This is a genomic window from Nostoc sp. PA-18-2419 (assembly GCF_005869855.1).
In the GTDB taxonomy this organism is placed as follows: Bacteria; Cyanobacteriota; Cyanobacteriia; order Cyanobacteriales; family Nostocaceae; genus Nostoc.
In genome coordinates, this window is record NZ_SZNH01000016.1 from 114,727 (window position 1) to 129,374 (window position 14,648).

The following is a 14,648-nucleotide window of genomic DNA, read 5'->3' on the forward strand; positions in this document are numbered from 1 at the left end:
TAGGAGTTAGGAGTTATGAATTATAACTCCTAACTGTTGTGCAGACAAAGGTTAACCCTTGTCTGTACTCCTAACTTTTAACTCTCAATCTTAAAAGTTTTCGTGATCACTCCGAGACTTTCTTCAAAAAGTGACTCCCGACCCCAGCGTTGCACCTGCTGACTCAGCAATGCTTCCGCCTTTTGTTCCGAAAGTGAACTCACTTGTTGAAATAGACCTGCGGCTTGGGCACCACCGTGTGTTTCCATCCGCATACAACCACCTGTTTCTGAGCAGATGACTGTACCACAATCTGCTTGGGGATTTGTGGAACTCAGGCGGATAGCAATCAAGTCACCAATAATCTCACCAATATCGGCAACAGGTACTCCGCCTAACTCGGCTTCTACTTGTCGCTGCTCGTGGCCAACAAAGCGAATTTTAGTAATGTCATAATCTCCACTTTCCTTTTGATAGGAAACTGGCAGCCATTCTAACCGACTTGCCAGCCAACCCAAAAACAGCAATGCTTGTGCTGGGTTGCCTTTTTCGTAATCAATTGTTACTTTGTCAATTTCCTTGAGGGCCGCGCAACGGTGGGGTGCATCGTAGGCTTGAGCTGTTAATTCCTGCCATGCCGAGAGGCGACGCCAGTTCAAGTCAGCTAGGGGAACACCACTTTCCACCAACTCTTCTAGGCGAAGTAAATCACTTTCTGGCTCATTAAAGCGGCAAGAATCCACAATCACATTATTGCAGACTGCTGCCAGCCGTTTGAATAAAGTGTTGTTGGGGTCTGGTGTTGCCTTCCACCAAAGAAATTTGGGCAAGCCACCAATCAACAATGCTGGAATCATACCGCCTATGCGTTCCAAAGCGGCAGCAGTACCGCTGAGAGTTATATATTCGCAGCAGATGAGTGTACTTGAGGATTGCTTTTGGATGGGGCAATAAGCAGAAACTTGAGCCTTGACTCCTTCATCTTCTCCAGCAATGGGAAACAGGGCAATAATCCGGCAGGGGTTACGGAGAGCGATTTCATCGGCGATCCTGGGACTTGGAGCATTTAAGTTATAAGAAGAACTATTATCTCCGTTAGCCGCATTTCCCTGACGTTTAGTGAATTCTTCCCGTAAGATAGCTAGGGTTTCAGGTGTTGCACTTCCAGTTTGTGGCAGTGCATATTTTCTCTGTACTTGCCGCAGGGCAGCTTCCATCTGAGGTCCTAAAATCCCATCCAACGGCCCATTGTAAAATCCTAAAGTAGCCAAAAGATATTGGGTTTCTTCTGGTTCGTAAACTACTAAAGTAAATGTCGTGGCGCGAGTAGCAGCAGGAAGCCCACCATCCTCGCCGGTAATACCGTAACTTTGCCAGATTTGATGCAATTCCGCTTCTATTTCTGTAAGCGAAATATCTTTAGGTGTCTGGAGTGAAAAAATTGTAGAAGCTTGGGGAGCCATAGTAGTTTTGAGTTGTCAACTTTGTTTGTTGAATAAGTTAGAAGTTAGGAGTTGGGAGTTAAAATTAAGAGTTTAGAAGTTAGTAATTAGAGTTAGAAGAACTGAAAAACTCATAATTTATTATTCATTACTCATAAATTATTACTCCTAACTCTTAACTCCTAAGTTTCTACAGTCTGCGCCAGCGACGGCCATCCTGGTTAATTAATAATTCTGCTTCTGCTGGTTCCCAAGTACCAGCTTCGTACTGGGGAATGGAGGTTGGGTCTGTGGGTGCATCCCAAACCGAAAGCGCTGGAGTTACTACTTGCCAAGCTGCTTCTACTTCGTCGGCACGGGTAAATAATGTTTGATCGCCCATCATACAATCAAGGAAGAGGCGATCATAGGCATCGGAAGTGGCTTGGATACCAAAGGAGCCGTAACTAAAGTCCATGTCAACGGAACGGGTGCGGAATTCGGCCCCAGGCATTTTTACATCAAAGCGCAAAGAAATTCCTTCATTCGGCTGAATCCGCATTGCCAAAATATTGGCATTTGTCTGTTGCGCGGCAGATTGAAACATCCGAGAAGGAACCTCGCGGAAGTGGATGGAAATCTCACTGACTTTTTTTGGCATCCGCTTACCAGTACGCAGGTAAAAGGGAACACCTTGCCAGCGCCAATTATCAACTAGAAACTTCATTGCTACATAGGTGGGTGTTCCGGATTGGGGAGCGACACCTGGTTCTTCTAGATACCCGGGTACTGGTTGACCTTTCATCCAGCCTGCACTATATTGACCACGTACTGCCGAACGCGAGAGATTGTGAACATCAGCTAAACGGGTAGCTTGGAGTGCCTTGACTTTTTCAGTACGGATGCTGTCAGCATCCATTGAGTTGGGTGCTTCCATCGCTGTCAGGCAGTAAAGTTGCATTAAATGGTTTTGCAACATATCCCGGAGTGCGCCGGCGCTTTCATAGTAACCAGCCCGGTCTTCCACGCCCACGGTTTCTGCAACAGTAATTTGTACGTGGTCAACAAATTGACGATTCCACAAGGGTTCAAAAATTGCATTGGCAAAGCGAAATACCAGCAAATTCTGGACTGTTTCTTTACCCAAGTAGTGGTCAATACGATAGACTTGGTTTTCTTTGCAAAATTTCTGTACCACTTGGTTAAGACTCTGGGCAGAAGCCAAGTCACGACCAAAGGGTTTTTCAATTACCAGCCGATGTTTGTAGGGATCTTCTAGCATCCCAGCGGTTCCTAGCTGCTTAATTGCTTCAGGAAAAAATGCTGGGGCAACGGAGAGGTAAAACATCCGATTGCCTCGCGTGCCCCGCTTTTCGTCTAATTCAGTTAATAAAGTTTTCAGTTTTTGATAACTTTCGGGCTTGTCTATATCACCAGGACAGTAGAACAGCCCTTGAGAAAAGTCTTGCCAGAGTTCCCCCAAATCGACATCAGGATGTGCCTCCTCCATGCCTTTTTGCATCTGTTCGCGGAAGTATTCGTGGCTCCACTCTCGACGTGCCACGCCGACAATGGTAATTTCAGGTGGAATGCGCCGTTCTCGTCGCAACTTGTAAAGTGCTGGTACTAGTTTGCGCCAGGTAAGGTCACCGGAAGCGCCAAAGATAACTATGATTTGGGGTTCAGGCATCCCTTGTTGTTGGAGACCAACGCGCAAGGGATTTTCTAGCAGACTGACCATAGGAATTTTAGATTTTAGATTTTGGATTTTGGATTAGGGACTGGGGATTGGGTATTGGGGATTGGGTATTGGGCATGGGGTAAGCCGATAGTTTGGGAGGTGTCGGAGGATGGGAAAGAAATCTTTCCCCCTTTCTCTCCCCATACTCCCCACACTTCCCTACCTCCCCATCTCTCCATCTTCCTACTCCCCACTCCCCAGCTCCTACACTGGCGACAATACCTTGATCTTTTCTTCTAAAGAGTTCATCAAGGACTGGAACGGCTGGATGAACTTGTCAATACCTTCAACTAAAAGTTCATCCATGACGGCATTGATATCGATGTTGATGTCAGGATCTTTGAGGTTTTCGATCAGCTTGTAAGCTTCTTCTACACCTGTTTCTAAACGATCGCCGACGTTACAATGATCAGCACAAGCTTTGATGGTGGCTGGTGGTACGGTGTTGACGGTATCTCGACCAATCAACTCATCGATATACATCACGTCGCTGTAGCTGGGGTTTTTGGTGCTGGTGCTAGCCCAAAGTAGTCGTTGTACTTTCGCCCCTTTTGCTGCCAAGGCTTGCCAACGATCGCTCTCGATGATTTTCTTGTATTCTTGATAGGCAATCTTGGCGTTAGCGATCGCTACTTTTCCTTTAACAGCATTCAGCTTCGCTTCTACGGCAATATCATCAACACCTTTTTTCAACTTAGCATCTATTTTGGCGTCAATGTTGTTATCAATCCGACTGAGAAAGAAGCTGGCGACTGAAGCAATTTTGCTAATGTCTTTACCTTCGCTTGCCCGTTTTTCTAAACCACGAATATAAGCCCAAGCTGTATTTACGTAGCTCTCCACCGAAAACAGCAGAGTAATATTAACATTAATGCCATCGGCAATTACCTGTTCTACTGCTGGCAAACCAGACTCAGTGCCAGGAATTTTAATCATCAAATTTTCCCGGTCAATYTCTTGGAAATAGCGTTTGGCTTCGGCTATTGTTGCTTCGGTATCATGGGCAATGGTCGGTGGTACTTCGATACTCACATAACCATCTAGGTGATTCGAGCTTTCATAAACAGGGCGTAAGATATCACAGGCACTACGAATATCTGCAAAAATCAGCGATTCGTAAATTTTGTAGGTTGGTGAGCCAGCGCGAACTCCAGCTTCTATATCCGCATCATAAATGACGTTACCAGCGATCGCTTTTTCAAAAATCGTTGGGTTGGATGTAATCCCAGCAATTCCTTGATTTTCAACCAAGTCTTGGAGTTCGCCTGATTGAATAATGTCACGGCTCAAATTATCCATCCAGATACTTTGACCGTATTGCTTAATTTCTAGTAGATGATTAGTTGCCATAACTCTGGTTTTTCACTCCTGTATGATGTTTCGTAGTGAAGTTGACATCCATCAAATTTTTAAACAGCTATCAGTTAACATCTTTTCGTTATTAGGTGTTGGGTACTGCTGACTGTTGAGTCGATTTTTGATGGTGACTTTTGAATTTTGCCGTTGTCAATCATTTATTACATCGACCCGCTGAGATAATCTTTAATTAATTTTTAACAACTGCTATTGTGCATTCTTAATCGTAAATCACCATGATTAACTTTTAATTATCGATAGGCTAGTACAAGAAAGCAAAAGTAAAAACTTAAAAACCAAAACCAAGAAGTCCTATCCCGTAGGCTTTTTGCTTATTTTAGAGCAGAGATTTATTTTGGCAATGTTGTACTTGGCGTATCTAGGTAGATGTTTTTGTCATCCTGATCTAGTGACCGTTTTGAATAAAAGACTCTACTTTTGCTACATCTTCTTTACTACCAATGATTAAAGGTGTGCGCTGATGCAGTTTCTTTGGTACGACATCTAAGATATCTAGTAGTCCTGTAGTTGCACGACCGCCTGCTTGTTCAATCAAAAAGGCTAGGGGAGCGGTTTCATAAAGTAAACGCAATTTCCCTTCTGGGTTTTGAATTGTGCCTGGGTAGAGAAATACGCCGCCTTGAACTAAAATTCTATGGATATCGCTCACCATTGCTCCGCTATATCGAGCGGTATAGCCTTCTGTGCGATGAACGTAGCGGATGTATTCTCGAATTGATTCTTCCCACTGCCAGAAGTTACCCTCATTCACGCTGTAGACAGCCCCATGGTTAGGAATGCGGATATTTTCTTCTGTAAGGATAAATTCACCTAAGCTAGGGTCAAGGACAAAAGAATGAACACCCTTACCTATAGTATAGACCAGCATTGTGCTAGGGCCATATAGGATGTATCCAGCAGCAATTTGCTTATGTCCGTTGCTTAACAAGTCAGTTGCAAGGCGATCGCTATCAGTTCCTTGTTGTTGGCGAATGGCGAAAATCGAACCTAAGCTGAGATTGATATCAGTGTTAGAAGAACCATCAATTGGGTCATATAGCAGAGTGTAGCGTCCAATAGGGCAATTTTCTGGGATGTAGTAGGGTTTTTCCATTTCCTCAGAAGCTAGGCGACAAACTAAGCCACTTTGCTTAAATACTGAGATAAACACATCGTTAGCATAAACATCCATCTTTTTGACGGATTCTCCCTGCACATTTACTTCCCCAGTAAATCCGAGAACGCCTTCCATTAAACCAGCCCGACTCATGCGACGAGCAATCAATTTGCCAGCCAGGGCAATACGATTCATCAGCGCACTCAAATCTTGTGCATCTGCCGAAAAACTTTGAAGTTGCTGTAAGACGTGACGGGATAAAGTTGTACAATCACGATCTAAAGCTCTGTCTGTAGCGTCGTTAACAGACAAATCTAAAGATTCTGGCGCTTGAGTCATTTTTGTCTTCTCCGTAGCCACTAGCTGTTAGTTGGGTTAGATGTCGCAACTTTATGGTCGCTGTTTCTATCTTAGAAAGGTAAATTGAGAACTTAGATGCGACTTTAGTTTATCTAAAGAAATGAATCTTCGATGACTTTCGTCCCCAAAGCAATGGCTGAAATTGGAGTGTTGGGGGGGAGCGATCGCTATCTGAATTGAATAAATTATTCTCTTCCCGTGTCAAACCCAAAAATTCCAATTTATAGTAACTATGATACAATAGAAAGATTGGGCGATTAGCACAGGGGTAGCGCACATCCTTCACACGGATGGGGTCACTGGTTCAAATCCAGTATCGCCCATTGTATATTTATACATTCCTAAATAAAATGTCCACCTCTAATGCATCACGCATTGAGTTTTGTATTTATTGGGTGGTCGTTTGGCAAACCTACTGCTATCAGGAAAATATTTGATTTTAGTGATTACGGAAATCGAATTATTATTTTATCTAAATATCACTTCAGATAAAGAAGTACAGATTCGTGATTTTTTAACAAAGATTATAGTTGTAGGAATTGAAGTAAATATTAAAGAATTAGCAATTGCACTTCGCAAACAATATAAGCCTAGGCTTCCTGACGCAATAATTGTAGCAACTGCAAAATGTTTCAATGCAACATTCTTAACCAATGATGTAAAACTTGCTAATTTAACAAAAATTAATACTCAATCAATACAAATTGTGTAATGAAGAGCGAGCGCCTATTATCAGAGGCAAAAGATTAAAAGCGATCACAATCTACATGCATCGAAAGCAGCTTGTAAATTGTTAAATTAAAAACTGCTCTTGCTGAAACCAAACAAGAGCAGTTTTAACAAAGCCCAAAATTAAAAATTTAGGCATCCTCAAGTTCCAATTGAGCCACCGTAACCGCATTAAAAGCGAAAGCTAAAACTAATGGCATCGGAGACTGCAACCAAAAGGTTAAAAGAACAGCGAAGATTGTGCCAATTACTGCTGAAGTAGACCACAATCGTTCTTCAAAAGTTAATCCTTTTTCAGCTTTAATCAATCTCAGAACGTTGACAGGTATTGGTTCTGGCATTACGCAACCCGGAGGGAAAGCCCAGTAGTTGTTACGTCGCTCGACAAATAAATCTGTCCAGCCATTTTCTTGGCACCATGTCTCAATCCATTGAAGCGAGTAATGATTAATCATCGGGTTTGGGAGCTGAGTTTGGGGAATTTGTGTAGTTGGTAAAGATAATCTCTCGGAAATTGCTGAAAAATTAACTAATTCAGTATAAAGTTAATGCTATTTATGCAACTTATAAGCTTTGTTAAGCAGTTGAGAGAAATCATAATTAAGCTCAACCATTGCTTTACTTAATTAAAGACTAGCAGTCGAGAGAATCTGTTTAATTCAAAAGACAATAAACTTTACGTAAAAAATTGAAAGTAAAGAAATGTAAATCCATTGGTTAATCTTACTGCTCAGTTCAAATGTATATCCTAAAAATAAAATTTTAAAATCAAGAGTTGTGAATCAATCAATGCTAGTAGGCGTAGCCCTTCCTAGACATTACTTTGTTTGAAGAAATCATTTCTTGAKACTAGACAATCATTTGTATCAGTCTTTGCTAATAATTTTGTTGATAATTACTTAAGCAAAATTAATTAAATATAAAGTAAGACTCTAGGGAATACTCAAGAGCTATATTGCCCTTGTGACATAAGTTTGCCGAATTAGTTGTTATGATCTTGCCTAGACATCGCCCCCATGCTGTCCCCCAAGTAATAACTGCTTTTTGTCTATCTCAGAAATAATTTTGCTCAACGTGAGAAGCAATGCCTTTTACGTTACAAAATATTAAGCAGGGATACAAATTCCCCAATGGCAGCAGGGCTGCTAGTTTCAATTACAATGTGGGAAGCTTACAATGCAGCGATTATACACCAAATTGGCTTTCGATATGTTTTGGCGGCAAGTATTGGCATTACTTATAGGAATTATTGTCTGGTGCGTGGCTTATCCTGCACTAGCAGTAGATTGGACTCATCCACTGTCATTTAGTAATGCAGAGTTGTCAAGACGTGATTTTTCTGGTGAAAGTTTACAAGCTGCGGAGTTTTCTAACGCCAATATGGAATTGGCTAATTTTACCAACGCTGACTTGCGGGGAGCAGTATTGAGTGCTTCGGTGATGACACAAGCAAATCTCCACGGAGCCGATTTAACGAATGCAATGGTTGATCAGGTAAACTTGACTAAGGCAGATTTGAGCGATGCAGTTCTTAAAGAAACCCTATTGCTCCGCGCCATCTTTAATGATGTGAATATAGACGGTGCAGATTTTACAGATGCAATTTTAGATAAAGCCCAAATTAAAGAACTGTGTATCAAAGCCGATGGTGTGAATTCTAAAACAGGTGTGCAAACTCGTGATTCTCTGGGATGTTAATGAAACGTGTAGGTATAATTGGTGGCGGACAACTTGCCTGGATGATGGCAGATGCAGCAAGGAAGCTAGAAGTAAAATTAGTAGTACAAACTCCTAATGAAAATGACCCAGCGGTGTCAATTGCTCAGGAAACTGTTTTCGCTCCGGTAGATGATGGCAGTGCTACAAAAATATTAGCGAAAAAATGTGATGTCATCACCTTTGAAAACGAATTTGTTAACTTAGATGCTTTATCTGTTTTAGCAGAGCAAGGCGTGTGTTTTCGCCCAAGATTAAAAGCATTAACTCCTCTTTTAGATAAATATCACCAGCGTTGCTATTTAAGCAATTTAGGCTTGCCAGTTCCGCAATTTTTCGCCCTTGACGAGGTAGAAAATCTTAAATCTAAAATAGAATCTCTAGGTTTTCCAGTAGTTCTCAAATCCCGACGCCACGGTTATGATGGTCAGGGTACTTTTATAATTCAGGACTTTGCTACTTTAGAAGAAAAATTAAGTTGGGATCTGATAAAAAATTCAAATAAATCTCTTTTTTTATTAGAAGAATTTGTACCTTTTGAAAGAGAATTAGCAATCATCGCAGCTCGTTCTCTAGAGGGAGAAATTGTCACCTATCCAGTGGTAGAAACCCAACAAGAACAGCAAGTGTGTCGGCGGGTAATTGCGCCAGCCGAAATTACGCCTAATCAAGTAGCAGAAATAGAAGCGATCGCCCATACTTTATTAAATAGCCTGCAAGTAGTGGGAATTTTTGGGATTGAGCTATTTGTGAGAGCTGATGGCAAAGTGCTGGTAAATGAAATTGCTCCCCGTACCCACAATTCTGGGCATTTTTCTCTTGACGCCTGTGAAACTTCTCAGTTTGAGCAACATCTGAGGGCAGTTTGTGGTTTCCCCTTGGGAAATCCTAGTTTACAGAGTGCTGGTGCTGTGATGGTAAATCTGTTGGGGTATGAAAATTCCGACAGCGATTACCAAAGCCAGCGTCAACAAATAACAAAGATTCCCCAAGCGCACGTTCACTGGTACGGGAAAACTGAGTCGCGTCCTGGGCGCAAGTTGGGACATGTCACCGTTTTGCTCGATAATCAAAATCGACAGCAGGCGATCGCTATTGCCCAGACCATAGAATCCATCTGGTATCCCGGCTAAATTTCTCAGAAACTTTTGATGTTGAACACACAACATCTTTTTGAAAGCTATAATGAGTTAGTTGCACTACGACGTTGGTGACTGCCATCAAGTTTTTTGATCTATGCCTTTAAAGAAAAGGGAGTCAACTAGTTTTCGTGGCAGTAGACCGGGCATGTACCCGGAAACTTTAAACGAGAAATTTAGATTCCCACCTGGTTTAACCAGGTCATAAACTTAGGTAAAACGGCGTCGCGGTGAACTTAAAATTATTAGCTCCCAAAGTCAGTTAGAATTTGGGAGCTTTAATTATTTAAATTAATAAAACTTAGGGAACTCCAACAAGTGCCACTACAGCACAAGTAATACCAATTCAAAATTCACACATTAATAATCCAGACAGGATAAGGTTTTAGAGATATGTATCTGTCGCATTATTTTTTCAAATTGGTATTATTTTTGTTTGCAGCTTGCGGTAAGTTCTAGATTGTAGAAAGTCCCTGGTTTGGGATTAATTGAACGCAATTGCTGGATAAAAGCATTAAATGCTGTATTGCTTGTGCCAAAGCCAGCTTCAGCACAAGCAGATAAACCTCCTTCGATGGGAATAGCAGATCCAGCCTTGGGACTATATATGATGAATTTATCGACGGTGCTAGTGCCGACTGCAAACCCGATAACTTGGCGAATTGTTTGCAAAGCGGCATTATCTAAGGAAGCACCAATACTGCCAATGCTGATATTAACCGCACGATTTTCAGCAAAAGCGGGCGTACTAATTGACAATAGTGCCCCGACAATAATGAAACAGCTGAACTTCTTCATTTTCCTCTCCTCCAAAAAATTGAAAAAATTGCCATTGATCTGCACCAACTAGTTTTACACCACTAGCAGTCTGCCAACCCAAAAATGTTAGGTCGAGGTTGGGTAAAGGTTAAAGGGAAAAGGGTAAGAGATAAAAAACCTTTCCTTTTCAAGGGTCCCACCTTCCCCTTTACCCTTGCCAAGTTGCTTTGGCGTACCACTAGCAGTGATTTTACGCCCTATAAAAGATTAAACATAAACTAGCGATCGCTTGGCTCATGCAACGGCTTTATTGAGTTGCTCAAACTCGTCGTCTGACAGATGAAGCTGCGCGGCAGCGATATTATCTTCCAGGTGAGCAACTTGACTTGTTCCTGGAATTGGCAGCATATTAGGACTTCGCTTCAGCACCCAAGCCAGTGCCACTTGTCCGGGCGATGCGCTGTGTGCCTTGGCGATCGTGTCTACCGGCCCACCTGACTGGGCGAGGTCGCCCGAGGCTAATGGAAACCAGGGGATAAAGCCGATACCCTCATGCGTGCAGTAGTCGAGTACCGCCTCATCAGCCCTATCTACAAGGTTGTAGCGGTTCTGCACCGTGGTCACAGGGAATACCTTCCGTGCAGCCTCGATCTGCTCTACCGAGACTTGACTCAGCCCTGCCCGTGCAATCAGCCCCTCTTTGAGAAAATCGGCGATCGCACCAAATTGCTCGTCTTGAGGCACCTTAGGATCGATGCGGTGCAGTTGCCATAGGTCTAGCTGCTCTACTTTCAGGCGGCGCAGGCTCATGAGTACACACTGGCGTAGATATTCGGGACGACCTACTGGCGGCCACTCATTCGGACCCGTACGAACCAGCCCACCCTTGGTGGCGATAAATATGCCGTCATAGGGATATAGCGCCTGTGCGATCAGTTCCTCAGSGACGTAAGGTCCATAGCTATCCGCAGTGTCGATGAAATTGACTCCTAAATCGGGCAAGCGTTTCAATACTTGTAGCGCCTCCTCCCGGTTTTTGGGTTCACCCCACACCCCTTTGCCCGTAAGCTGCATGGAGCCAAAGCCCAGCCGCGTCACAGAACGATCCAACAGAGTAAATTGTCCAGAAGCACTAGCATTAAGTGAAGACATAGTGTATATCGGTTGGTGTAAATTGGTTGGAAGTGTCCGACCTGATCGGGGATCGATTGTAATTATGGCAAGGGTTCAATTAATCGCTGGGTGCTTTAGACTGCCACACTCACCAAGGCAGCTTTAGTTCCCTGTGCCGCTTCTAAGCTTAACGCTAGAGAGTTCAAGCTTTACACCCTCAATAAGATTAATTTGGTACAGCAACGAATAAAAAATTACTGACAGTAAGTAGGTCGTGACCAACCGCAACTTCACAGGATGACGCTGACTGAACAAGCGATTAAACTATGGATAATATCAAATGTTGCTTTTAACACCTATTATATAAATTTAATTGCACTGTTAAATCTAACATCTCAGTCTGCTATATCTAATACTAGTTATGTCAGTGTATCAAGGAAGTTGTGGGGAGACCGCCGATGTAATTATTGGTGTTCACAACCAAGAAAACCGGGAATTACAAGCAAATTCTGCTCCTGTGGGCGCTCTTGCTACAAGACAAGGAACTTTTTCTACGTTTCTTGCTCCCTTGACTCAAGATACTTTTAAACAGGTTGTTAAGGATGTCGAGCAAAAATTACAGATTGTCCATCAAACCCTATCAATGCTGGATTCTCACGGGTTTGAAACTATCTTGCAAGAAATGTTGCATTCGATTACCTTAAAAACCGGGGAATTACTGGGGGCAGACCGAACGACGATATTTTTATTGGATGAAGAAAAACAAGAACTCTGGTCAATTGTGGCTGAGGGGGCAGGCGATCGCTCTTTAGAAATTCGCATCCCCGCCAATAAAGGTATTGGTGGTGAAGTTGCTACTTTCAAGCAAGTTATCAATATTCCCTATGATTTTTATAATGACCCGCGATCGCATTTTGCCCAAGAACAAGAAAAAAGAACTGGCTATCGCACTTACACAATGCTGGCTCTACCACTGTTAAATGAACATGGGCAATTAGTCGCAGTCGTACAATTACTGAATAAATTAAAATCTGAGAATAATTCCAATGCTCCACTGGCAGAGCGCATCGATACCAACGGTTTTATCTGTGCTGACGAACAATTATTTCAAGAATTTGCCCCTTCGATTCGACTGATTTTAGAATCATCGCGCTCTTTTTATGTAGCTACTCAAAAACAAAGAGCAGTGGCGGCATTGATGAAAGCAATTAAATCGCTTTCTCAAAGCAGTCTCGATTTAGAAGACACCCTCAAGCGGGTGATGGATGAAGCCAAGGAACTGATGAATGCTGATCGCAGTACACTATGGTTAATAGACCGCGATCGTCATCAATTGTGGACGAAAATTACTCAAGATGATGGTTCGACTAAGGAGTTACGCGTCCCCATCGGTAAAGGCTTTGCGGGGATAGTGGCCGCATCCGGCAAGAAGCTAAACATTCCCTTTGATTTATACAACCATCCCGACTCGGAAACAGCCAAACAACTCGACCAGCAAAATGGCTATCGCACCTGTAGTTTACTTTGTATGCCAGTATTTAACGCCGATCAAGAATTAATCGGTGTTACTCAGTTAGTAAATAAAAAGAAATCTGAGGATTTACTGGCTTACGACCCTGCTTCTTGGCCGAAAGCTCCCGAATGCTTCCAAGCTAGTTTTGACCGCAATGATGAAGAGTTTATGGAAGCTTTTAATATTCAAGCAGGAGTAGCCTTACATAATGCTCAATTGTTTGCCACAGTCAAGCAACAAGAACAAATGCAACGAGACATTCTTCGTAGTCTTTCCAACGGAGTAGTTTCTACTGATAAATCTGGGTTAATTATCGCCGCCAATGAAAGTGCTAAACGTTTGCTGGGGCTGGAAGCAGAAGACCGTTTAGAAGGCAAATTAGTTGAGGATGTCATCGCCATTAAAGAAAGCGACTTTAGCAAGTGGTGTCAGGATGCTTTACATGGAACCGACTCCAAACGTCGCCAGCAGTATTACCCAGATCGCACACTTTTAAGTGCTGGTATAGAACAGCATAGTATTAATTTATCGATTAATACCATTGCTGATGTTAGCGACCACGAGCAAGTCCGGGGAGCGCTGGTGGTGATGGAAGATATCAGTGATGAAAAGCGGCTCAAAAGTACAATGTACCGCTACATGACCCAGGAATTGGCAGAAGAATTATTGAAGTTGGATGATGCTAAACTAGGAGGCGATCGCAAAGAAGTTTCAATTTTATTTTCGGATATTCGCGGTTATACCACTTTGACGGAAAACCTCGAAGCAGAAGAAGTGGTAAGTATGCTCAATGAATATTTTGAATCAATGGTGGAGGCAGTTTTTAAACATAAAGGCACTCTGGATAAATACATTGGCGATGCCATTATGGCTGTATTTGGTTCTCCTTTACCTTTAGAAGAACACGCTTGGATGGCAGTGCAAACATCTTTAGAAATGCGCCAACGCTTATATGATTTTAATCAACGTCGCTATGCACTTAATAAGCCGAGAATCAACATTGGCATTGGCATTAATTCCGATACCGTAATTAGTGGAAATATCGGCTCTAGTAAGCGGATGGAATTTACTGCTATTGGTGATGGTGTTAATCTCGGTTCCCGCCTAGAAAGCGTTAGTAAACAGTATGGCTGCGATATCATTATTAGCCATAACACTTTTAAACCATGCCAAGAAAATATTTGGGCTAGAGAACTAGATTACATTCGCGTCAAAGGCAGAAATGAGCCTGTATCCATATATGAATTGGTTGGTTTACGTTCCAATCCCATTAGTAACGAAAAACTACAAGTAATTGAGCATTATTATAAAGGACGCGAATATTACCTCAAACGCGATTTTAACCGTGCTAGAGCTGAATTTGCCTTAGTTTTAGCAGCTGACAACCAGGACAAAGCTGCTATGTTACATCTGTTGCGCTGTCAGCATTGGTTACAAGCACCCCCAACAGAGTCAGATTGGGATGAAGGAGTCTGGACATTTCAGGAAAAATAACTTCGGTGTTTCTAACAACTCAGGTCTATTTAAATTACTTTTAAAGGTTTTTAAGATTTCTTAATTTTCTTTTAACAAAATTAGGATTAAGCGAAGATTTAAGAGCGATCGCCCTTTATATTGGTTACCAAGGTTGCCAATGTAAAGGTTAATTGATATTTGTTGTCAAACTAACTGTTGAAGTTAGAAACTAAGAATACAACACAAGGCA

11 protein-coding genes, 1 tRNA gene and 1 other RNA gene are annotated in these 14,648 nt (G+C 42.4%); 6 read left to right on the forward strand and 7 right to left on the reverse strand.

The window, feature by feature from the left end; genetic code table 11:
- Positions 1-77: 77 nt before the first annotated feature.
- The 4 genes from opcA to fbp form a co-directional block, all read right to left on the reverse strand.
- Positions 78-1,442, reverse strand: coding sequence for a glucose-6-phosphate dehydrogenase assembly protein OpcA (gene opcA / locus FCR06_RS17770; protein WP_138502011.1), 1,365 nt, complete (start codon positions 1,440-1,442; stop codon positions 78-80).
- Between the two features lie 169 nt (positions 1,443-1,611).
- Positions 1,612-3,141: a glucose-6-phosphate dehydrogenase gene (gene zwf, locus FCR06_RS17775; RefSeq protein WP_138502013.1), complete on the reverse strand. Its 1,530-nt coding sequence runs from the start codon at positions 3,139-3,141 to the stop codon at positions 1,612-1,614.
- 204 nt (positions 3,142-3,345) lie between these two features.
- Entirely contained in the window at positions 3,346-4,491 is a 1,146-nt protein-coding gene (gene tal, locus FCR06_RS17780; protein WP_138502016.1) for a transaldolase, read from the reverse strand.
- Between the two features lie 412 nt (positions 4,492-4,903).
- The gene (fbp, locus tag FCR06_RS17785; RefSeq protein WP_138502018.1) at positions 4,904-5,953 is read right to left on the reverse strand and encodes a class 1 fructose-bisphosphatase; all 1,050 of its coding nucleotides are present in this window, start codon (positions 5,951-5,953) and stop codon (positions 4,904-4,906) included.
- Between the two features lie 272 nt (positions 5,954-6,225).
- Here fbp and FCR06_RS17790 point away from each other — a divergent pair.
- Together FCR06_RS17790 and FCR06_RS17795 are read left to right on the forward strand one after the other, a co-directional pair.
- Positions 6,226-6,297: transfer RNA gene (locus FCR06_RS17790), tRNA-Val, on the forward strand.
- A gap of 68 nt (positions 6,298-6,365) precedes the next feature.
- On the forward strand, positions 6,366-6,686 hold the full coding sequence (locus FCR06_RS17795) for a PIN domain-containing protein (protein WP_223280179.1): 321 nt from the start codon (positions 6,366-6,368) through the stop codon (positions 6,684-6,686).
- A 148-nt stretch (positions 6,687-6,834) separates the two neighbouring features.
- On the opposite strand, the gene FCR06_RS17800 is transcribed toward FCR06_RS17795, so the two are convergent.
- Positions 6,835-7,158, reverse strand: coding sequence for a hypothetical protein (locus FCR06_RS17800; RefSeq protein WP_189523469.1), 324 nt, complete (start codon positions 7,156-7,158; stop codon positions 6,835-6,837).
- A gap of 754 nt (positions 7,159-7,912) precedes the next feature.
- On the opposite strand from FCR06_RS17800, the gene FCR06_RS17805 reads away from it, so the two are divergent.
- From FCR06_RS17805 to ssrS, 3 genes are all read left to right on the forward strand, one after another.
- Positions 7,913-8,401, forward strand: a complete 489-nt coding sequence (locus FCR06_RS17805; RefSeq protein WP_138502071.1) for a pentapeptide repeat-containing protein — start codon at positions 7,913-7,915, stop codon at positions 8,399-8,401.
- Positions 8,401-9,552, forward strand: a complete 1,152-nt coding sequence (locus FCR06_RS17810) for a 5-(carboxyamino)imidazole ribonucleotide synthase (protein WP_138502020.1) — start codon at positions 8,401-8,403, stop codon at positions 9,550-9,552. The genes FCR06_RS17805 and FCR06_RS17810 overlap by 1 nt, the downstream gene beginning before the upstream one ends.
- A 60-nt stretch (positions 9,553-9,612) precedes the next feature.
- Positions 9,613-9,796, forward strand: a non-coding RNA gene (gene ssrS, locus FCR06_RS17815) — 6S RNA.
- Positions 9,797-9,984: 188 nt separating this feature from the next.
- Here ssrS and FCR06_RS17820 read toward each other — a convergent pair.
- The gene (locus tag FCR06_RS17820) at positions 9,985-10,356 is read right to left on the reverse strand and encodes a hypothetical protein (RefSeq protein ID WP_138502022.1); all 372 of its coding nucleotides are present in this window, start codon (positions 10,354-10,356) and stop codon (positions 9,985-9,987) included.
- Positions 10,357-10,611: 255 nt separating this feature from the next.
- On the reverse strand, positions 10,612-11,469 hold the full coding sequence (locus tag FCR06_RS17825; protein ID WP_138502024.1) for an aldo/keto reductase: 858 nt from the start codon (positions 11,467-11,469) through the stop codon (positions 10,612-10,614).
- A gap of 382 nt (positions 11,470-11,851) precedes the next feature.
- On the opposite strand from FCR06_RS17825, the gene FCR06_RS17830 reads away from it, so the two are divergent.
- Positions 11,852-14,437 (forward strand): GAF domain-containing protein, encoded by a 2,586-nt coding sequence (locus FCR06_RS17830; RefSeq protein WP_138502026.1) that lies wholly within the window; start codon positions 11,852-11,854, stop codon positions 14,435-14,437.
- Positions 14,438-14,648: the final 211 nt, after the last annotated feature.

Excerpts from the sequence above, each read along its gene's own strand:
- fbp (WP_138502018.1), bottom strand. The coding sequence starts at position 5,953 with ATGACTCAAGCGCCAGAATCTTTAGATTTGTCTGTTAACGACGCTACA.
- FCR06_RS17830 (WP_138502026.1), top strand. The coding sequence starts at position 11,852 with ATGTCAGTGTATCAAGGAAGTTGTGGGGAGACCGCCGATGTAATTATT.
- FCR06_RS17810 (WP_138502020.1), top strand. The coding sequence starts at position 8,401 with ATGAAACGTGTAGGTATAATTGGTGGCGGACAACTTGCCTGGATGATG.
- FCR06_RS17800 (WP_189523469.1), bottom strand. The coding sequence starts at position 7,158 with ATGATTAATCATTACTCGCTTCAATGGATTGAGACATGGTGCCAAGAA.
- opcA (WP_138502011.1), bottom strand. The coding sequence starts at position 1,442 with ATGGCTCCCCAAGCTTCTACAATTTTTTCACTCCAGACACCTAAAGAT.
- FCR06_RS17805 (WP_138502071.1), top strand. The coding sequence starts at position 7,913 with ATGTTTTGGCGGCAAGTATTGGCATTACTTATAGGAATTATTGTCTGG.
- zwf (WP_138502013.1), bottom strand. The coding sequence starts at position 3,141 with ATGGTCAGTCTGCTAGAAAATCCCTTGCGCGTTGGTCTCCAACAACAA.
- FCR06_RS17820 (WP_138502022.1), bottom strand. The coding sequence starts at position 10,356 with ATGAAGAAGTTCAGCTGTTTCATTATTGTCGGGGCACTATTGTCAATT.